The sequence below is a fragment of the Bacillus sp. L_1B0_5 genome (assembly GCF_000836715.1).
GTDB classification, from domain to species: Bacteria; Bacillota; Bacilli; order Bacillales; family Bacillaceae_G; genus Bacillus_A; species Bacillus_A thuringiensis_S.
On the sequence record NZ_JXIS01000068.1, the window covers coordinates 11,475 to 34,335 of the forward strand.

The following is a 22,861-nucleotide window of genomic DNA, read 5'->3' on the forward strand; positions in this document are numbered from 1 at the left end:
ATAAGAGCGTGTGTTCTGCAAATCGAGAATCTCATGTTGAGAAAATATTGTTTACTAAGAATGTTCAATTCCTCAGAAATATTTTTTGAATATATATTGGTAATTAGGTACCGTAACAAATACGACGGTTACTCCAATTATTGATGCTACTCTTTCTATAAATAAAAATGTCAATTCAACATTCGCTACTATTGGAGATACACTTACTTTCACTTATATCATTACGAATTCCGGTAATACTACCGCAAACAATGTTATTTTTACAGATGTAATTCCAAATGGTACAACGTTTATTCCAAATAGTTTTACGGTAAATGGAACAACTATTCCTAATGCAAATCCACAAAATGGTATCAATATTGGCAACATAAATTCAAATGCATCCGTTATACTCAGTTTTCAAGTAAACATTACAACGATTCCAAATCCTAATCCAATCCCTAACAAATCATCGCTTCAATATAGCTTTATTGTAGATATAAATGAACCGCCAGTTTCACGAACAGTTAAATCTAATAAAACTTTTACACAAGTAAATACTGCTTCTGTTATCGCAACAAAAACTGCAAGCAGTGCTTTTGCTGCTGTTGGAGATACAATTACGTATACAACTACCCTCACCAATAGCGGAAATACTACCGCAAACACACCTGTTTTTATCGATATATTACCACCTGAACTTTCATTCGTTCCTGATAGCGTACAAATTAATACCATCCCACAACTTGGATTTAGACCAGATAGCGGGATCTCTTTAGACTCAATTCCAGTTGGAGGAACGACAACAATTAGCTTTCAAGCTATCGTTGGCTCAATACCAGCTACCAATCCAACTTTGAACCAATCTAGCACAACATACTTGATCATTGTTGATCCTACCCAGCCGCCTGTGACAGAAACAGCTACAAGTAATCCAACTTTAGTTCAAATTAACGAAGCGATTATTCAAGCAACGAAAAGTGTGGATCGACTATTTTCTGACGTAGCACCTGGAAATTCATTTTTAACGTATACTGTTTTATTGGATAATATAGGAAACACAACTGCTACGAATATCATTTTTACAGATCCAATTCCAAATAATACAGTGTTTATAGAGGATAGCGTTCGAGTTGGCGGGGTTTTATTACCTGGGGTAAATCCAGCGAATGGGATACCAATTGGGGATATTATTGCAGGAGATTTTATAAACGTTACCTTCCGTGTGCAAGTAGTTAGCATTCCAAATCCAATTTTCACAATTGGACCTGGGGGTCCAAACTCACCTGTTGTAAACGGAGCTTCTATTGATTATCAATTTATGACAGGACCTAATTTACCACTCGTTTCAAGAAATACGACATCTAATCCCGTTTCGACACAAATAAATTCTGGGGAAATTGTGGCAATCAAATCTGTAGATAAAACTTTCGCAACAATTGGCGATACAATTTCTTATACGATTACATTAAGTAACCCTGGAAATGTCACTTCACAAAATATAATTTTCACAGATATTTTACCTGACGGAACAACATTTATTTCCGGAGCTCTTACAAACGATTCTGGTACACAGCAAATCGGAAATCCAGCTAACGGGATTCAGATTGGAAATATAAACCCAAGTGGAACGGCCGTGATTACTCTCAACGTACTTGTTACAAACATTCCAAGTATAAATCCAATTTCTAATTCTAGTTCTGTACAATTTGCACATGTGGTCGATCCTAGCCAACCTGCCGTATCACAAACGAATGTATCTAATGCGGTTTCGACAACTATTAATAGTGCAATTTTAACAACCCAAAAAAGTGCTGATAAATCTATAGTTTCAGTTGGAGATACGATTACGTATACAACTACTATTACCAATACAGGAAATACAGCCGCAACGAATATTACTTTCACTAGCGCTATTCCAGCTAGCACTACCTTTATACCAAATTCAGTCACAATCAATGGTGTTCAGCAGTCTGGTGCGCAACCAGCACTTGGAGTAAACATACCAAATATCGCTCCTGGTGAAACAGTAACTGTTACTTTCCAAGTAAATGTTATTTCTGTTCCCCCTTCCAGTTCAATTATGGGTAATGACACAATTTTATATTCTTATACTGTTGATCCTAACAGCGCTCCTGCTACTACCTCTACTTCAACGAATATTGCTACAAACCCTGTATTAGATGCTATGATAACGATGGTAAAATCGGTCGATCAAACGCTTGTAACACTAGGCGATACCATTACCTATACGACAATTTTAACGAATAGCGGTAATACAAATGCAACGAATATTACTTTCACTGATCTTATACCAGATGGCACAACATTTATTACTGACAGCGTTACAATAAATGGAATCACACAAATTGGATTGAATCCTAATACAGGCATAACGATTGGATCAATTGCCCCTAACAGCTCAATATCTATAGCATTTCAAGTGACCGCTACTTCTACCCCTGTTCAAAATCCTATTGCCAATTCCGCTACTGCTTCTTACACATTTATCGCTGATCCAAATGCACCGATTGTTTCAAGAAATGTTACTTCAAACACAACGTTTACTACAATTAATACTGCTACCATTCTTTCATCGAAACAAGTTGATAAAGCTTTTAGCCACATCGGAGATACACTCACTTATACTGTCACTTTAACAAACAATGGAAATTCCTCCGCACAAAATGTTATTTTCACAGATGCTATGCCGAGCGGAACTACATTTATTACAAATTCATTTTCTATTAATGGAATTCCTCAAAGTGGTGCGGATCCAACAAACGGTGTAAATATTGGGCCAATAACAGCTGGGGCTACAATAACTGTTTCATTCCAAGTAAATGTGACCTCATTACCAACCCAAAACCCAATTGTAAATTTCTCATCAACATCATACCAATTAGTCTCACCACCTGATGCAGAAACTTCAATTAGTAATCCTGTTTCAACACAAATTAAAGAAGCAATATTATCTATGACGAAAAATGAAAGTGTATCCTTTGCAGATATCGGGCAAACTGCTTTTTATACTACTTCCATTACCAATATAGGCAATACCGATGCAACTAATATAGTATTCACAGATGCATTACCAAGTGGACTCACATTTGTTCCTAACACATTAACGGTCGATGGCGTTTTACAACCAAATGCGAATCCAAATACAGGCGTATTACTTGCAACACTTCCACCAAATGAAATATATAGTATCGTCTTTCAAGTTACGGTGAACAGCATCCCACCTATTAATCCTGCACCAAATACAGCAGCAACGACGTATGAGTTTACTGTTGATCCTGTTAATCCTCCCATTTCAAGTACAGCTACTTCCAACACTACACTTCTTCAAATAAACAACGCAACTATTATTAGCACAAAAACAGCAGATCTTACTTTCGCGGATATTGGTAATACAATAACATTTACACTTAACCTCCCTAATACCGGGAATACGGCTGCAACTGATGTAACTATTATCGATATTCTTGATAGTAATTTAAGTTTCGTTCCAAATAGTTTCACAGTTAATGGGCAAACCATTCCAAACGCTGATTTATCTACTGGTGTAAATATTGGTTCCATTAACGGCGGTAATGCAGCAATCGTCACATTCCAAGCAACTGTTACCACACTTCCTACACTTAATCCTATTTCTAATTCTGCTTCTATCACATATCATTATGTCGTTGATCCTAGCCAACCATCTATTACAACGTCCAATCAATCTAATACAACGACCACACAAATTAATAGTGCTATTCTTACTGCACAAAAAAATTCAAATGTATCTACGGTAGATATCGGGCAGGATATTACCTACACCGTTACAATTACAAATAGCGGCAATGTTAGTGCAACAAATGTTATTTTTACCGACCTTATTCCAGACGGAACTTCATTTGAACCGAATAGTTTTACACTGAACGGAACTAGCATCCCAAATGCAAATATCATTACAGGCATTCCAATTGGTGATATCGCGCCAAACCAGTCTGTAATCGTAGCATTTCACATTAATGCCAATGAAATTCCACCTATAAATCCAATTACTAATCAAGCTAGCGTTAGCTTCCAGCATATCGTTAATCCAGCTAATCCTCCAGTTTCAAAAAACATTGCTTCTAATAGCGTTTCAACACAAATTGAAAGTGCAATTTTAAACACTACTAAAATAGGAGATAAAACATTTGCAACGATCGGTGATACGATTACGTATACAACAACGATTACGAACACAGGAAATATTCCAGCTAACAATGTTGTATTCTCAGACCCTATACCATCGTGGACACAATTTGTTGTAGGATCAGTTGTTGTTGATGGAACTTCATTACCATCCGCTTCTATCATTGACGGCGTTGGCATAAATACAATAACTCCAAATCAAATCGTAACAATCGTATTCCAAGTTCAAATTGTAAGCAATCCAACAACGCTCACACCTGAACTCCAAAACTTAGGATTTGTTAACTTCCAATATAACGTAGGCAATGCATTACAGGCTCAACCTGGCAATGTGGAAACGAACGTCTTCGTTACCTCTATTAATTCAGCAATACTTTCAGCTGTAAAAACTGCTAATACAGCCTTTGCAAATATTGGAGATACGATCACTTATACAGTTTTGATTCAAAATAGCGGCAATACAAATGCAACGAATGTAAATTTCTCAGACATGGTTCCAGCAGGTACGACCTTTGTTGAAAATAGTTTTGCTGTAAATGGAAGTACCATTCCAGGCGCAAATCCAAATAATGGAGTTAATGTCGGAACAGTTAGCGCAGGTAGTTCCTTAACCGTTACTTTCCAAGTCATAGTTACATCAACTCCACCTTCAAATCCGATTACAAACGTAGCATCTATTCAATACGCATTCATCGTTGATCCGGCCTCTCCTCCTGTTACAGGCACGATAAATTCTAATAGCGCTTCAACACAAATTAATAACGCAACTGTTACAACTGTTTTACAAGCAAATCGAACAATCGTATCTATTGGAGATGTAATTACGTATACAGCAACATTAACGAATACTGGAAACTTCCCTGCAAACTCTGTATTACTCATTAACGGAGTTCCTGAAGGAGCATTATTTGTTCCAAATAGTGTTACGCTCAACGGGATTTCACTTCCAGATGCAAGTCCAACTCTTGGTATTCCAGTTGGTATTATCGCACCAGGTGATTCCGCTACTATTACGTTCCAATTTCTTGCAAGTTCTATCCCGCCGCAAGGAGCGATTATAAATCAAGCACTTACAAGTTACACGTATATTGTCGATCCAAGTCAACCTCCTGTTACAGCAACATCCTCGTCTAATACAGTTAATACAGCTGTTGTTGATGCATCGTTATCCGCAATTAAAAGTACAGATTCTCTCGTACAATCTACTGACGGTACAATCACTTACACAGTAGTCGTTCAAAACAACGGAAATACTACTGCAAATACAGTTACTTTAACAGATTTGGTCCCAGAAGGAACTGCATTTATTCCGAATAGCGTAACTATTAATAGTGTTTCCGTTCCAGGTGCCGACCCTAACGTAGGAATACCAGTAAACCCCATCACACCGTCAGAAATCGTCACTGTAACATTCCAGGTTATCGTTCAATCTATTCCAAGCGTGAACCCAATTTCTAATACAGCCCGTATTGACTATACTTTTATCGCCGATCCAACTGCTCCTATCATCTCTCGAACAATTACTTCGAATCCAGCTTTCACACAAATTTCGGATGCGACTATCCTTTCTTTAAAAGGAGTCAATGCACAACAAGCAACAACAGGTGATATTTTGACTTACACAATAACACTAGAAAATACCGGAAATATTCCAGCTACGAATCTCATATTTTCAGATACTATCCCCCAAAATACTACATTCGTAGAAAATAGTTTTACACTTAACGGAACAACTATACTTGGTGCTAATCCAAATGTAGGTGTTACTTTACCTACCCTAGCAGCAAACGCTACTCATCTTATTTCATTCCAAATTCTTATTAACGATTCACTCTCGCAAGAATCGATTACAAATCAATCCAATACAACATATACAATCCAACCAGACCCAGGGCAACCGCCTATTACTGAAACATCTACTAGTAATATCGTCATTACAAATTTCGTGCAAGCACAATTGACAATTACAAAAACATCCAATCCAACAACTGTAGATATCGGTGGAACTATACTTTATATTTCTGAAGTGAAAAATATCGGTAATGTTGACGCAATAAATATTAATTTCACAGATTCTATTCCAGCTGGGACTACATTCGTTCTCGATAGTGTCACAATTAACGGTGTCCTTCAGCCAGGTGTAAATCCAGAAAACGGAATACCGATTGGAACAATTCCAGCAAACAGTTCCAAAACGATACTATTTCAAGTGCAAACAAATAATCCACCTACTGAAACCGAAATTGTAAATCAATCTTCAGCAACTTACCAATATGTAAGTATCCCTACAGCCCCACCAGTAAATCGCTCTGCAAATTCTAACATTGTTACAACATCACTTCAAAACGCAAATATTATTTCTGTTAAAAGCGCGGATGTAACTTTCGTATCAATCGGGCAAATTATTACCTACACAAATACACTACAAAATATAGGAACCGTTCCAGCTAACAATACCGTGTTCATTGATAACATTCCGGAAGGTACTATATTCATTGAAGATAGCTTAGCAATAAATAATGTCATCCAGCCTGGTGCGAACCCAGAGAATGGCGTAACTCTCGGCACGATACAACCAGATGAAACAGTCACTCTTTCATTCCAAGTACAACTTACAAATATACCAGAGGGCAATACAGTCATTAATATTTCAGACACTTCGTACGAATACCAAATTGACCCTAGTTCTCCAATTATTCAGCGTAGATCGTTATCAAATGCAGTAAATACTGAAGTACGGACAGCAAATGTTAGCGCCATTAAATCCGCCAATAGATCCATTACACGTATCGGTCAAATCATCACATATACAGTCGCAGTTACAAACGCTGGTACAATACCTATTACAAATACGCTTCTACTTGACGCAATTGCTGCTGGTACCACATTCGTTCCAAATAGCATTCTTGTAGATGGCGTACCAAGACCTAACGAAAATCCAATTACCGGTATCAATCTTGATATAATTCTTCCAAATAATACGATTATTGTTACGTTCCAAGTAAGCGTAGTCTCTATACCGCCACAAAATAACATTAATAATATCGCCGTCATTCACTATGAGTATCGACCAGACCCAAGCGCACCACCAATTTCAGAAACAACCTCTTCCAATAGTACAAATATACAATTTATTGATGCTATTCTTATTGCTACAAAATCCGCTAATACTGTATTAGCTAACATTGATGAAACCATTGAATATACAGTATTCATTCAAAATAATGGATCGACTACAACTAACTCCATCTTTTTTACAGATACTATAGCGGATGGAACAGTATTTATTCCAGGAAGTGTAATAGTTAACAATACTGTACTTCCTGCAGCAGATCCGAATATCGGCTTTTCCATTCCTAATGTTGCAGCAGATCAAATGACTACAATAACATTCCAAGTTTCCGTTACGAATTTACCTGCTGTAAATCCAACACCTAATACTGCAAACATCGTCTACGACTTTATTTTCAATCCTGACTTTGCACCAATTCAAAAATCTACGACTTCCAATACTACTTTCGTTCAAATTAATGATGCTGATATCGTTTCACTTAAAACGGTTGATCTGACCTCTGTAACAATTGGTGACATTTTAACTTATACAACAACTTTAACGAATACAGGGAATACGGATGCCACTGCTGTTGTATTTACAGACAATATACCTGATGGAACAACCTTTATTGACGGTAGCGTTTTAGTAAATAACATTCCTCAGCTTAACGCCAACCCAAGTGCAGGTATACTTGTAGGAACGATTGCTCCTAACATTTCTATCCCAGTCACATTTTCTGTTACCGTCGTAGCTCTTCCTACTAGCGGCCATGTTCAAAATCAATCAACTTCTCGTTATACAATAAACGTGGAAGAACAAATATCGACTAGCAATATTACTTTCACTGAAGTTATTTCTGCTAATGTAATTGCGACAAAAACAACGCCTATCCAATATGCTGACTTACAAACTATCATCCCTTATACAATTTCCATCATAAATAACGGAAATATACAAGTCGAAAACATTATTGTTACAGATATCATCCCAGCAAATACGAGCTTTATAGAGAATAGTGTTATCGTGAACGGCAACGCTCGGCCAAATGACAACCCTCTTAACGGTATACAAATTGATAACATTCCGCCTAATACGACAGCAACTATTCTATTCCAAGTACGAGTTACTTCGATTCCACAAACAAATCCAATCTCTAACACGAGTACAATTGAATATGAATACACGGTACCAGATCGACCACCTATTACCGAAACTATTATTTCATCAGCTGCCGCAACAGAAATTAATCACGCGAATTTGAATAGTAATAAAGCTGTTGACCTTCCATTTGCAACGGTTGGTGATACGTTAACGTATACGATTACACTAAATCAAACCGGTAATGTTGCAGTAAATGATGTAATCATTCAAGATATTATTCCTCAAGGTACTACGTTTATAGAAAATAGCGTCATTGTAAACGGAGAAACTCTTCCAGGAGTGAATCCAGTAAGCGGCATACCAATTGGTACTATAATTGTAGATGGAGATGCTATCGTTTCATTCCAAGTAACTGTGACTACTATTCCAACACCAAATGAACTAAACAACAACGCAATTACTACTTTTAACTATATAGTCAACCCAAATAACGTACCCGTTACAAATACGACTACAACAAATACCGTCACAACTACTGTCCAAAATGATAATGTCATTGCCATAAAATCTGTTGATGTAACGAATGCCTTACCTGCTCAAACTTTAACGTATACAATTACGATTATGAATAGCGGTAATGTAACGATTGAAGACCTTCTTGTTATAGACACCATACCAATAGATACGACTTTTGTTGCTGGTAGTGTTACGATTAACGGAATCAATCAGCCTAATGAGAATCCTGAAAATGGTATTACGTTAGGAAATCTTGCTCCTAATGACTCTGCTATTATTACGTTCCAAGTGACAATATCTTCTTCTACTCTTCAACCTACAATTAATAACGATGCTTCTGTTTCCTATACCGTTATCATTGATCCAACAAAACCACCTATTACAATTACAAAGCAAACAAATACCGTTACAACGACAGTCATTGATCCGATGGTTCGTATTGAAAAAACAACTGACAAATCTATTGTCGTTATAGGGGATATCATTACATTCACATTAGCGGTATTTAATCACTCCCCAATTCCGACAATCAGCACTTCTGTTATAGACACAATTCCAGCTGGTACAACATTTATAGAAAACAGCGTAACAATTAACGGTACTCCCGTTCCAAATGTTCGTCCAGACACTGGTATTAATATCGGCTCTTTACCTGCAGATTCAGTAGCAACTATAACATTCCAAGTTCTCGTAACTTCTATTCCTTCAAATAGTACAATTATAAATTCTGCAACAGTTACCGCTGCCTTTCAATTGACACCACAGGATCCAATTATTACTTTCATTGTTAATTCAAATATCGTTCGTATACCAGTTCAATTTATAACTACAACAGTCACGAAAAATGCTTCCGTCAGCTCAGCTTATTTAAATCAATATTTTGATTACACGGTGCGTATTACAAATACTTCCGAAATTTCACTCTCAAATATTTCTTTACAAGATACCATTCCAGCAGGTTTACAATTTATAAACGGCACTGTCTTTATTAACGGTGAACGCTCTCCACTAGCGAATCCGAATATCGGTTTCCTAGTTGCCACTAATTTAGAGCCAAACGAAACAATTATCGTGTTATTCACAGTACAAGTAATAAGTCCACCTGTTAATAATCAATTTAAAAATACGGCCAATATTTCGTTACAACTTCAAGTCTCGCCTACCGATCCACCAATTACAGTAACCGTTACAAGTAACGAAAACATCGTCACCTTTGTTCCAGAAAATCCAGATGAAACACTTCCAAATTTAAATTGCTTCTTTGACGGTGAACGCTTCATTCGCATTACTCCTCGAAATGTACGAAATTACCTTTGGACTTGGATTTGGTGGAAGTAATTTAAACAAAAAAAGAGATTGTAGTTTGGTTGAAACCAAATTACAATCTCTTTTTCATTACCTTTATCACACTACAATGGAACTCGTCCAAGGATATATAATTAAATATCATCTTAAGTTATCTTAGTCGTAATAAGTTGGCCAGCTTCATTAATAGTAACTTTCCATTTCACTCCACTAGCAGTCTTCATGATTATACCTTTACTTGCCTCTATTTCAATATCTCCAAACATTCTTCCACCAGTTGTCGCTAACCAAGCGTTCCCATTTTCCATAGAAGACCTTGCAAAAATACGATTAATTCGAAAACGCTTATGATCTTGAGAATACCCACTTAATGTAATTCTAACTTTATATAACTGACTCGCCTTCATATTCGATATAATTGTATCGCCAACATTTAATGGAACATCCAACGCAATAACCCAACTTCCAGTTGCACTTAATGCATATTCAATTTTAATTTTCTTTGGACTCTCTCCCCACCCAAAATACATTCCAAAACAATTTAACATTTGTATTGGTTTTTTCATAAAATCCAGTTCAATTACAACTGGATTACTATCTGGAACGTCAATATAGTTTACACTTTGTTCATCTATTAAATTAAAGCAATTTGTGAGATTCCCCCCGTACGGCACTTTCCCACTTACTTGCTTAACATTATATTTCTGCTGAGCATTTACTAAAATATCATCTTGGTTTCCTATTAAATGAGGTCTATTTAACGTCAACGGTAACTGAATTCGTAGGGATTCTTCATAAGTAGACTTACAAACATTGTATTGTCCTTTATCTACAATAGTTGTCGAAAGCAGATTTGAAAAAAGGTAGTTACGATGAGAATTAGAAGAAAATTCAATAACAATTTGTTCACTACTCATCCGGTACGTATCCCAAATCATACAATCAAATGTATTATACGCACCTGAGCAACGAATTACTTTTTTCGTTTGTTGTCTACATTGCACTTGAATATCATGAAACGTATTTCCTGAACTTTCATTTGGCAAATCACTATTTCCATCGACTTCAATCCCATACCCACACCCATCAATAAAAATAGATTGAAATACATTGGCGTTAATCCAACAAGGTGTATTGATATCATCTATATACTCTGTTTTCAAATATATTGCAGTTTGAAAGTTTTTAATTTGAATAAATTTAACTTGAAAGAAACTAATATAATCCCATGCCTTTTGACAATAAAAGTGTATAGCTTTTCCTTTATACGATGGAGTTGTATTTATTATATTTATATTTGATATAACAGATTGATTAGGTAGTTCGATTTGTTGTGAACCAGAGACATAAATGACAGCAGATTGAAACAATGAATTTATAACTTGAATAGTACCACCAACAATCGAAGCGTTACTTTGTAGCTCAAACGCATTAAAATCCCCATCAATTTGCAGCGTTACGGTAGGATCTAATTCTAATCTTACGTTTGATTTAATAACAATCGGCTTTACAATTTTGTACGTATTTACCCCTGTAATTCTAACCGTCGAAATTCGATTCGCTACACAATAATCAATAGCTTGCTGAATTGCTAATGAGCTATCATTTCCCGAGTTTGGAACTGCGCCAAAACAATCGATGTGAACGCTACCTTCTGGCGCACAATCTTCTTGGGAAGAAATATATTCTGACAAAATAAATTCACTCCTCATATTACCTTTTTTCATATAATATGTGAGTTCTCTCTTAAAAGTTTCTATAATAAAAAAAACAAACGACCTACCCGGTCATTTGTTTAACTCATATATATTTTTCGTTTCTTCTATCATTTTAGTTAACGAGAAATACCTCACTGCTTTCTCTCGTGCTTTCAATCTAATATCATTTACCCTTTCTTCATTCCCTTGTAGTTCTTCAAGTGCACTTGCGAATTCGGATTCGCAATATTCAGATATCAAAACACCTGATTCTCCATCTATTACCGCTTCATGTATTCCGCCAACATCTATTGAAACAATTGGTGTCCCTGTAGCCATCGCTTCAATTACTACCATTGGAAACACTTCACGAAAAGATAATAAAAGTAAGGCATCCATATTCCCAATAAACTCATGCGGCTCTGAAATATTCCCTAACATCTTTACACTCTGTTGCAATCCATATTTTTCTATTTCTTTCATAATCGATTCTTTCTCTGGTCCATCACCAGCAATATAAAACATAAAATCATTTCTCTTTTTCAATACATTTGCAATTTTGACAAATAGTTGATGGTTTTTCTCTTTGGATAATCTAGCTAATATCCCTATTTTATATGTAGATTCTTTCTTCTTCTGCTGGAATAAAAACTTTTCAATATCGACACCGTTATAAATTGTATTTATTTTTTCTTCTGCTACATGAATTGAAATTAAATTATTCTTTTCAAACTCACTTACTGTAATAATATTGTTTACATATTTATTCATGAAATAACGAAAAAGCGTTGGCATTTTCTTTTCTAATATCGTTACATTATGTTTCGTATAAACAATTTTCATCTTTTTTTTAATAAACTTTTGAATTAGAAAAGCATATAATACCATTCGCAAACTATTTGCATGAATAAGTTCTATCTTTCGTTTACAAATTTCGTTTCGTAAATAATAAATATTTCTCAAATGATTCCATCGACTAATTAATATAAAATTTTCTTTTCTAGTAAGAGATTCATATAGTTCTCCATCACCTGCAGCTGTATAAATCTTAAAATCATCATAACGCAAATTACTTTCCAATTTACAGAAATAGCTCTCAGCTCCGCCAGTTATCAATTTATCTGTCATCAACAGTATATTCATAATTGCGTCTTCCCAACTACATTGATTTTATTTTTTTATAAGCATGATAAGCATACTTACTAAAATAGTAAAAAATTTGCACCGAATTCAGTCGTTCTTGTTCCCTTAACAATTTCCAATACCGGAAAGCTGCTCTAATTTTATTTCTAGAAACAGAATTTGTAACAATTCTATATTTTGCTAACACTTGCTGTATCCCTTTTGCTTCATACCCTTCATGTAATAAGTTCAGCCATAACGCTGTATCTTCCGGCTGTATACTAGGCATTTCGACATATGGAATTTTTTCACGATCAATCATCACTGTTAAACAACCGATAATTGTATTTCCTACTAAATAATGATAGTCAACAGATTTTGGTGCACTCACTTCGCGATTTAATTCATTACCATTTTCATCAATTAAACTATACGACGCATATGAAAAAGCAATATTCATTTCTTCCATAAATAACAATTGTGTCTTCAATTTATGTGGCAACCATATATCATCACTATCTAAAAAGGCAATGTACCTTCCTCTTGCCTCTTTGATCGCTAAATTCCGAGCTTTAGCAGCACCGACATTTTCTTTTAATGATAATAACCTAATTCGTGAGTCTCCTTCTATTATCTTTTTAATTTTTGCGGCAGATTGGTCGGTTGAACAGTCATCAACGATAATCATTTCCCAGTTTTCATACGATTGATTCTGTACAGATGAAATTGTCTCACCTATAAATCGTATACTATTATAAGAAGGTGTTATTACAGAAACATAAGGCGGCTCGTTATGTGCTGATAGACATTTTACCATCTATCTTTCCCCTTCCTTCATATATTGAAATATACTTCACAACAACTGCTAAAAATAAAAAGAACGCTTCGTTAATAATGAGTGACAATGACATCATCTGAAATAAAAATGCAATCATAGTCAATAGAAGATATGGTTTTTCACGAAACAAAGTATGCTGCGCTAACTTGAACATTAATATGAATAAAAACGCGCTATATAGAAGAAAACCAATTGTACCCGATTCAGACAAAATTTCTAAAAATGTATTGTGTACATATAATTTTTCATTAAATTGATACTCATAATAATTCGAAAAGTTAAAAGCACCAATTCCAATATATGGATTGGATAAATAATATTTAAAAGCAGCTTCCCATAATGTAAATCTACCACTTCCATTATCATGAGAAAAATCAGAAATTCGTTTATTTAATATGTCATCTAATTGGCCCCCCATTACACTGTTCGATAAACTAAAAATAACTACACTAAACAATACTAAACTCATAATTATTTTTATTTTTTTGGCGAAACTAGACATACATATATATACAAAAACGACAAGCACAAGCGCTAATATACCCCCCCTTGAAAAGGTTAATAGACTCGTCGTAACACATAAAATTAACCCTAGGATGTTAGTGATATTTTGTAAATTCGTCATATAGTACATAAAAAATATTGTATTATAGAAAATAAAAATGTTAGGATCATCTAGCAATCCAATTAACCGTGGATATCCTCTATCCACTAATAACCCAGCAAAAATTTCTCTCTCTTCTCCACCGTATAAACTAAAGTATTGTAAACCGATTATATAGAGTATTAGACTTACAACATTAAATACTACTCCTACATAAGCAATAGATGATTCAAGTACCACTATTTCAGTATTCCCCAATAAATTCCTCATTATAAAATAGCATCCTAAAACGAGTAGCACGCCAAAAATCATACGAATACTAGCATTTAAATACATAGAAAGAATTCCACTTAAACAATAAATGAAATAAAACAGTAAAAATACAACTTCATGAAAATATAACTTTTGAATATGAAAGTTTTTAATTGTTAAACAAAAATATATGACTAAAAAAATCATATATATCTTCAATGAAAATCCAATATATAAATTGTATTTACTTAACATAACAAATAATATTAGAAAAATAATCCATCCCATCGATACTTTCATATTATTTTCCATAGGCTATATCCCCTGTTTCGTAATATAATCCTTTTTGCGTATTTTTCTTATAAAAGAAAGAAGAAGTTTTTTCAGCTCATAATCATATAGGAATATGGCAGCTACTACGATTAGTATATTAAGAACAAGCGCAATTAAATGATATGTATGCAATATATATTGCACTCCAATAAAGGTTACACCAAAATAAATTGTATACGGTATTACAATTTGGAATACAATTTTTTTCTTCACTACACTTACCGCTATGTATCCCACTAAAGCGACGATTTCAAATAAAACCATAGCATATGCCGCTCCTATCACTCCACCAATACTACTAAAGCTATAAAGCATAACCCCACCTATCACCAATGCTACACACTGCACAACAGTCCTCTTATTTTGACATCCACTCGTCGTTAAACCGTCAGCAATGGCAATATTTAAACTTTGTAGCACAATAAGAAATGATAATATTTGGAGTGGTTCTACTGCATTGCTCCATTCTTCATGAAAAAATATAGAAATAAAGTATGGTGCTAAATGATATAAACCGATCGTCATACATATTCCTACAATCGCCATTGATTTAATTTGAAGTAAATTTAATTTCGTATGCTCTTCTATATTATTCTGGTTATAATGCTTAAAGAGCACTGGAAAAAATGCACCTGCAATCACCCCTGGTACTTGATATAAAGCTGCCGGCATCCGGTACGCCACTGCAAAAACACCTACCATACTTAATGGTAATGTATAGTTCAGCAAGATAGGCGCTAATTGTGGCGTACTCATTATTAAAAAACCGCTAATAATAAAGGGAGTTAATTGCCAAAATAACGCTTTATGAATTACGACTTTCATATTCATTTTCGTCTTTCTTCTCATTATATATATACTGAATAAACCACCAATCATATACCCAAAAGCATATAAGCGAGCCGTTACATACACCGATAACTCTCCGAAAATACAAAAACATGTAATTATAATGACAACTGATGCTGATACAACTTTTATGAGCGCTATATACTTCATACGTTCCGTCAGTTGAAAATAGACAATCCCTATGTTTTGCCAAGTTAATCCTATTAACATGAAAAACATTACGTTTATCATCATATAAATTAAATTTTTATCCGCATACATATAATGAATAGCAATATAACCGATGATAGAAATAAAAATAAGTAAAATCATCCTTATTTTTATATACGATGATAAAATCTTCTCTAAATCTGCCCCATCCTTTGCACCTTCTCGAAGAAACGTATTACTAAGTCCTAAGTCTGTAAAAAATAACATAACAAACGTCACTGCTATGGCAACACTAAACATCCCATAATGTTGTGCGTTAAAAAAGTTTGCTAAAATAATTAAACTGACAGCCTGAAGAAGGTTAGCTAAAATCGTACTATAAAATAGATGGATAATATTATTTAGAATAGATCTACCCATACCAGTTCTCCTTTGCAAGTAACCTACTTACATATGTTGTTTGTTTGCATATAAATTTATCTCGCACCATTACCGTTCAATACAATTAAAACGGTCTTACATAAAATACGGATGTCCATCCGAATCGTTTTCATTTCAATATACTCCATATCCAGCCTCAACTTTTCCTTTGGATCAAGATTATATCCTCCATTTATTTGTGCCCATCCTGTTAATCCTGGTTTTACCATTAAACGATCCTTAAATTCTGGAATATACGTATCAAATTCATTATAAAAAAACTCTCTTTCTGGTCTAGGGCCTACAAAAGACATATCTCCTCTTAAAATATTTAAAAGTTGCGGTAATTCATCAATTCTCGTTTTCCTTATAAACAATCCAACTTTTGTAATTCTTGGATCATGTTCTTTTGCCCATTGTGGGCCATTTATCTCAGCATCCTTTACCATCGACCTTAATTTAAATACATTAAACTTCTTCCCGTTTATACCTAAACGTTCTTGAAAGTAAATTGGAGCCCCTGATGTTTCTAAAGTAATCATAATACAAAAGAACAACATAATTGGTATCGTTAATAGTAACAATATGAGTGAAAATATAATATCAAACAAGCGTTTTACACTTCGATTCAATATGCTAGGCTTCTCTTGAGCCGGAATCGTATACAACTTGGCTTGATTTGTTTCACGAATCATGGATCGTTACCCCCACATTCAAGAATATAAAATTATACCTATTAATTCACATTCTTTCCTATTTATATCAGCTATTACTTTTTGCACTGTACGTAGTGAATCTTTTCGCTTTTTAACTGCTAAGACCACTCCATCGCATTTCCCTGCAATAATGTGCGTAGCAGGAAGCTCAAATACTTCAGAAGAATAAAAGAAAATGTAATCAAAATCTTCTTTCCACTTAGCAATCGCATTATCAAATTCATCCATAGCAACTAAGGGCGTCCCTGTGTGTACTGTTTTTTTTGCAGGAATACAATATAAGTATTTAGACAAATTACTAGAAAAAGATTCATAATTACAGGGGGAAGAGCTTATGATATCATTTACTGTTATCATGTGATCACTTTGTAATAATACATGTAGTTTAGGGTCAGAAAAATTCACATCAATAAGTAATACCTTTTTCTTCATTTCCGCAAACACTAGACCCATATTTACTATAAGCGAGGCAACAACCCCTCTGTCCTTCGTTGAACTAACTGTGAACAGTTGTTTTCCAGATTTTTTCAACTCGTGATACACCGTATAAAACTGCTCTTTCATCAGATCATCATGCAGATCGAATGGCAGCTGTTTCTTTGTCCTAAACATCGACATGTTCACCTCGATATATAGATGATTGTTTATCAAACTCTGTAGGTTTCTTTTTTCTATTCGGTTTCATATTTATGTGACCAATAACAGAGACTGTTGTTATTTTCTCTAAATCCTGTTCCACGTATATACGTTCATCAAAATAATCTCGAAATACAGCTAAACCTATCCCAACAAAAAAACTAACAATTAAAGAAATAGGAATAATCAGTTGAAATTTCGGAAACAATTTTTCAGCCTGTTCCTGTAACTCAGGATCAGTCAATACTTTCACTCCTTGTACATTTGTGTACTGTTGAAAGCTTTTTTGTGATTGCTCTGCCAATGTCTTTACAATGTCTTTCACGACTTTCGGATTGGAATCTTTTACTGTAACAGTTACAATTTGTGAGTTGTCCGTATTCACCACCGAGATTTTTTGTGCTAATTCATAACTTGATTGCTCTAATTTCAAAGTTTTTTTGACTGTTGAAATAATTAATGGGCTTTTTAAAATATCGACATACGATGTTACTAGTTGCTTATTTTCTTGTGTTTTATTTGTTGAATTTTCCTTATTAAACTCATCTAAATTCCCAACAAGAATTTGCGTTGAATATTGATATGACGGCTTTAAAACATACATAGAGATAAGAACTAAAGAAGCGGTTAAACAACACATCGTTAAAATAATCGTTACGAATCTTCTTTTCAATAATTGTTGAAAATCTTTTATACTCATTTCTTGCTTCAATTATTTCACCGCCCTTTTCTGAATAACATCCTGCAAGTCACTCTTTACAGATAACCCTTTCTCCTTTCTATCCACTTGTTTTGTTACATACTTTCCGACTCTGAATGCAAATTTTTCTACATATATATACGAGAGCATTGCAAATATAAACGAAAAAATAAGCGAGAAAATTAAAATAATAGGCAACGGTAATATTTCATGGAGCATGTATACAAGGGAAAATAACGATATAATATGATATAAATAAAGACTGTAAGAAATCTTCCCCAAATATAACAAGTATTTATTACGTAGCAAGGACGACAAAGTTGATATTGACAAGCTTAATATAACAAATAGACATGCACTTATCGCCACTACGTAGTCTCGAAATATAAAATTATTGAGCACTTTAATTTCTCCAATAAGTCCTTCATACATAAAAAGTAAAATCGCAAATAAAAACCATGCAATTTTCGTGTTTTTAGTACAATTACTATAAAAAACTATTAAATTATTTTTATACTTCGCAACTAGTGCTCCTAGTAAAAACAGCACCGTGTAATGCAACGTTAACGCATAGCTCGTTAACGTTAAGCCCGAACGAAACAAAAATAATATTACGACAGAACATATACTAAAACTAAACAATAATAGTAATGAACGCCTTAACGTTTTTCGTAAACAAATCATCAAAATTAACGGAAAAATTATTGATATTCGCATTTCATGGACAAGTGACCAAATCACACCGTTATATGCATCTGTATTATATTTCCCAACCAATAAAATATGTTGCGCTATTAAGCTTGGAGAACTTTCAATCGTCCATGAGCGATTAAACCATTCACTTAAATAAGAAATACCATATTCACTAATTGTAGCCTGGCATATAATAGCTATAATTATTGCCACAATATAGGGAATATATATTCTGCATATACGTTTTAAAAGGTATGACCCATAGCTACTATAGGTTTTTTGAATAGATTCATACAAAACAAATCCGCTCAAAACAAAAAAGATAATAACAGATTCGTTACCACTACTAAAAATAAGACGAGCAGGCGTTTCTTTTAATAGATACACAACAAATGGTTTATTATCTTCATAACTGTAATTTTGAAATGCTGAAAAAATCATTAAATGATGACCGATCATTACTATTAATGAAGAAATCCCTCTTATAGAATCCAATTCTTCGTATCTCTTCATCTTTTTACATCAACTCCTACTGAAATGATAATAATCATTTCAAAGCGACATCTTTATTCATATTCCTCTCCTTTCTTTTCATTCCAATTTTTCATATTAAAATGATTTTATAGTATAAATTTGAGTGTATTGTAACATTTTTTTTAATATTATGAATAGCGAATCTCAAAAATTGGTATATACCAATTTCAACCTCGAAAAATGAGTAATATTGATAGAAAAACACTATAAAAATATCTTGCATATTTACATAAATTAAAGAGATGAATAGCGTTTTTTCAATATAAAATAAAAAAGATAGCCTATGCAGGCTATCTTTTTTATTTTATTTAATTACTGGCACCACTATATGCTACATGTCGTTTCTCAATTCTCTCTTCAATTTCTTTCATATTTTCTTTATTATTTAATAGTGATTGTTTATTTTCAATTAATAATTGTTTAAAAGATTTTCTCACTTTTTTTCTCATTTTCATTGTCCTCCTTGGGGGATGGTTTATATAAAAGATAAAGAATTATCTGTGTGTCCTTATAATAATTGATTGTTGTGAATTCTATTTGAACTTCATATGAAAATTCCGTTTATTTTCTGACAACTTTGTGAACACGAAAAAAAGAATCTCTAAAACTATGTTGAAATTAATTCACTTCATTATAAAAATTACTATTCCCATCAATTTTTATCATTATATCTTGTCGAAACATTTATATATTTAAAATTGAGTTCGACATAATTTTATTTACTATAATACTGTTTACAAAAACAAAAAGAAGGAGTCACCAAGTCAAATTTCGACTTATGCAACATCCCTCTTTCCAAACTATTTATAGCATATTTATTAATATTTCAGGTCTTCCCCAATTCATTTCTTCACAAACAAATCTAAGTTTTTCTTCATCCATTGTGTGTAATCCCTCTTCTAGTGAACATGAAATTGGAACTTCACAGTGAATTTGTGCTAATTGCAACGAAATATTTAAGTTCTCTAAATCACTTTCAATCTTCGTACGCTGCGCTTTTGTTAATGATTCTACATTTTCTAGTACAGCGGATACTGTTCCGTGCTCTTGAATAAGCTTATACGCTGTTTTTTCACCGATACCTTTTACACCTGGATAATTATCACTTGTATCTCCCATGAAAGCTTTTGCATGGACGATTTGCCACGGCTCTACACCTTTTTCTTCCATGATTTTCTCCGGTGTGTAATATTCGTAATTTCCAATTCCTTTACGCAGAAGCATAACTGTAACGTTCTTATCAACAAGTTGAAGTAAATCTGTATCACCAGTTAAAATATAAACTTCAGCTTCATTGCAATATTGTTTTGCAAGCGTACCGATACAATCATCGGCTTCGTAGCCTTTCATACCGATAACTGGAATGGATAATTTCGCAGTCATTTCTTGCACTAAATCAAATTGAGGAATTAATTCTTCTGGTGGCGCTGCACGATTTGCTTTATAATTCGAGAACGATTCTGTTCTAAATGTCGTACTTCCCATATCCCAGCATGTAACGATATGTGTTGGTTCGATCGCTTGCGTAGCTGTTAACAAGTGTTTCATATAACCATGAATCCCGTTCGTAGGGGTTCCATCTTGTCGTTTCATAAATTGTCCGTAGACACTTGTTGCGTAAAAAGCACGAAATAATAGTGCCATACCATCAACTAATAATACTTTTTTCATAATTCCTCTCCTATTAAAAAAATAATAACCTCACGTTATCACGTAAGGTTATATAAATAGATTACCATTCTACGTTTTTGCTCAACTTTGTCTATTATACATGGTTTTTGTATATTTAGCACCATTAACACATTAAGACATCCTACTACAACAAGTATGCAATATGCCTGAATACGTATTTTTCCCAGTAGAAACAACGACAGCCTTTGCATTTCCACTAACAATATGCGAACCTTTAAAACATACATTTTCAAGCTCAAGTGGATTATAATCTTTCATCCGTTTTAATGGAATAAATCGTTTACGTTCAAGGTGATAGCAGCTTTCAAACTTCTCTATACTCGCTTCGTTTCCCGTTAACACAGACTCATTCACTAATAAATCATCTGCATAAATAATACGTACATCAGCTGGCACAGCATCTCCAGCCGAAAGAAAAATCATATCTCCAGGTACAAGTTCTTGCACTGGTATCTCCATCATTTTCAGTTCACTATTTAGCCCTGTACTACTAGAACATTCTACTCTAGATACAGTAATCGTTTCACGTTGTAATTCATCACACACACGTTGTTTTGAAAAACCTGGAATCATGCCACCAAGCTTCATCATTACTTCTGCAAGAATTGCTCTTTTTGAAGTTAGTTCGTTTCGGCCATATACTTGAATACGTTTTTGCGCCTCTTTCATTGATAGTCCGTCTCTTGTTGTTTTAAAATATGCAAATACAGATTTTACATCTCTTGTTGCAATTTCAATTAATAAATCTTTATTTTTTTGGAGCATTGTTTGTTCTTTTATTGATTTTTTATTTAGTTTATATGACGTGTTACCCACAGTTTTGTTTGCATATAACATATTATCGTCTCCTCCTTTACAACATAGGAAGAAACGCTTTGTTTCTCAATTTATCCACTTTGCTGTGAAAGTGTCTAGCGCTTTATAAACGCTACATTGTGATAAATATAGAGGGAGGAACAAATCGTTTCCTGCCTACATCATATATTTTTGATTTGAAGTATATGGGTAACGGAACCGAGTCAGAATTTGACATGCTCCTCACCTCCTCGTTTAATTTTATATTTTATACTATGATATTACTCATAGCTTGGTAACAAAAAAGACCCCTACCCTTAAGAGAGTAGTGGCCATTACATACACAAATAAACGATTTCTAATATAATTAGAAATCTACGGACCTCTCCCTCGCCGAGTTTTAGCACTGTATAGCATAGGTACATTACCAGCTACGTTAAGAAAAACCTTAATTCGATCATTCCTGTTGACCCATTGGCGTCTCTCGACATTTTTGGGCAGTAGCATTTCTCTATACAGGAGCCTCACCTAACAGAGACTTATTTTCATTACATTGAAAATGTTACTCTTATTTAAATTAGATGTCAACAGTAGCCTACAATTTTTTCAAAAGGTATGGCAAACTAACGTATATAAAGTGAAACTTTAATCAGTGGGGGTTTTGTTCATCCCCCACTGATTATTAG

Annotated in this window: 12 protein-coding genes, 1 pseudogene and 1 riboswitch; of the genes and pseudogenes, 1 reads left to right on the forward strand and 12 read right to left on the reverse strand. The window is 34.1% G+C overall.

Going from position 1 to position 22,861, the window contains the following annotated elements:
• Positions 1-109 precede the first annotated feature (109 nt).
• A pseudogene (locus tag RT27_RS21320) lies at positions 110-10,177 on the forward strand (DUF11 domain-containing protein); the annotation flags it as partial.
• 113 nt (positions 10,178-10,290) lie between these two features.
• Here the strand turns inward: RT27_RS21320 and RT27_RS21325 are convergent.
• From RT27_RS21325 to RT27_RS21375, 12 genes are all read right to left on the reverse strand, one after another.
• A complete protein-coding gene (locus RT27_RS21325) occupies positions 10,291-11,838 on the reverse strand; it encodes a hypothetical protein (RefSeq protein ID WP_043937374.1) in 1,548 nt (515 codons plus the stop codon).
• A gap of 93 nt (positions 11,839-11,931) precedes the next feature.
• Complete coding sequence (locus RT27_RS21330) at positions 11,932-12,984, reverse strand: glycosyltransferase family 4 protein (protein ID WP_029441881.1); 1,053 nt, start codon at positions 12,982-12,984, stop codon at positions 11,932-11,934.
• A gap of 16 nt (positions 12,985-13,000) precedes the next feature.
• Positions 13,001-13,780, reverse strand: a complete 780-nt coding sequence (locus RT27_RS21335) for a glycosyltransferase (RefSeq protein WP_043937376.1) — start codon at positions 13,778-13,780, stop codon at positions 13,001-13,003.
• Positions 13,755-14,969 (reverse strand): O-antigen ligase family protein, encoded by a 1,215-nt coding sequence (locus tag RT27_RS21340; protein WP_043937378.1) that lies wholly within the window; start codon positions 14,967-14,969, stop codon positions 13,755-13,757. Before RT27_RS21340 ends, RT27_RS21335 begins: the two co-directional genes overlap by 26 nt.
• Before the next feature lie 3 nt (positions 14,970-14,972).
• Positions 14,973-16,409 (reverse strand): oligosaccharide flippase family protein, encoded by a 1,437-nt coding sequence (locus RT27_RS21345; RefSeq protein WP_029441879.1) that lies wholly within the window; start codon positions 16,407-16,409, stop codon positions 14,973-14,975.
• 56 nt (positions 16,410-16,465) lie between these two features.
• Positions 16,466-17,104, reverse strand: a complete 639-nt coding sequence (locus tag RT27_RS21350) for a sugar transferase (RefSeq protein ID WP_016082220.1) — start codon at positions 17,102-17,104, stop codon at positions 16,466-16,468.
• Positions 17,105-17,122: 18 nt separating this feature from the next.
• Positions 17,123-17,743 carry a CpsD/CapB family tyrosine-protein kinase gene (locus RT27_RS21355; RefSeq protein ID WP_016082221.1) on the reverse strand — a complete coding sequence of 207 codons (621 nt, stop codon included), beginning with the start codon at positions 17,741-17,743 and terminating at the stop codon, positions 17,123-17,125.
• On the reverse strand, positions 17,730-18,473 hold the full coding sequence (locus RT27_RS21360; protein ID WP_016082222.1) for a Wzz/FepE/Etk N-terminal domain-containing protein: 744 nt from the start codon (positions 18,471-18,473) through the stop codon (positions 17,730-17,732). The genes RT27_RS21355 and RT27_RS21360 overlap by 14 nt, the downstream gene beginning before the upstream one ends.
• Positions 18,474-19,667, reverse strand: coding sequence for an acyltransferase (locus tag RT27_RS21365; protein WP_016082223.1), 1,194 nt, complete (start codon positions 19,665-19,667; stop codon positions 18,474-18,476). It abuts the gene before it with no gap.
• A 329-nt stretch (positions 19,668-19,996) separates the two neighbouring features.
• On the reverse strand, positions 19,997-20,137 hold the full coding sequence (locus RT27_RS32475) for an FbpB family small basic protein (protein WP_001228048.1): 141 nt from the start codon (positions 20,135-20,137) through the stop codon (positions 19,997-19,999).
• 355 nt (positions 20,138-20,492) lie between these two features.
• Positions 20,493-21,359: a 5'-3' exonuclease gene (locus RT27_RS21370; protein ID WP_000757072.1), complete on the reverse strand. Its 867-nt coding sequence runs from the start codon at positions 21,357-21,359 to the stop codon at positions 20,493-20,495.
• Positions 21,360-21,491: 132 nt separating this feature from the next.
• On the reverse strand, positions 21,492-22,217 hold the full coding sequence (locus RT27_RS21375) for a cation-transporting P-type ATPase (RefSeq protein ID WP_029441876.1): 726 nt from the start codon (positions 22,215-22,217) through the stop codon (positions 21,492-21,494).
• A gap of 337 nt (positions 22,218-22,554) precedes the next feature.
• A riboswitch (M-box (ykoK) riboswitch) is annotated at positions 22,555-22,718 on the reverse strand.
• Between the last annotated feature and the right edge of the window lie 143 nt (positions 22,719-22,861).

Coding starts and splice junctions, on each gene's coding strand:
- RT27_RS21330 (WP_029441881.1), bottom strand. CDS start 12,984: ATGAATATACTGTTGATGACAGATAAATTGATAACTGGCGGAGCTGAG.
- RT27_RS21335 (WP_043937376.1), bottom strand. CDS start 13,780: ATGGTAAAATGTCTATCAGCACATAACGAGCCGCCTTATGTTTCTGTA.
- RT27_RS21340 (WP_043937378.1), bottom strand. CDS start 14,969: ATGGAAAATAATATGAAAGTATCGATGGGATGGATTATTTTTCTAATA.
- RT27_RS21345 (WP_029441879.1), bottom strand. CDS start 16,409: ATGGGTAGATCTATTCTAAATAATATTATCCATCTATTTTATAGTACG.
- RT27_RS21350 (WP_016082220.1), bottom strand. CDS start 17,104: ATGATTCGTGAAACAAATCAAGCCAAGTTGTATACGATTCCGGCTCAA.
- RT27_RS21355 (WP_016082221.1), bottom strand. CDS start 17,743: ATGTCGATGTTTAGGACAAAGAAACAGCTGCCATTCGATCTGCATGAT.
- RT27_RS21365 (WP_016082223.1), bottom strand. CDS start 19,667: ATGAAGAGATACGAAGAATTGGATTCTATAAGAGGGATTTCTTCATTA.
- RT27_RS32475 (WP_001228048.1), bottom strand. CDS start 20,137: ATGAGAAAAAAAGTGAGAAAATCTTTTAAACAATTATTAATTGAAAAT.
- RT27_RS21370 (WP_000757072.1), bottom strand. CDS start 21,359: ATGAAAAAAGTATTATTAGTTGATGGTATGGCACTATTATTTCGTGCT.
- RT27_RS21375 (WP_029441876.1), bottom strand. CDS start 22,217: ATGTTATATGCAAACAAAACTGTGGGTAACACGTCATATAAACTAAAT.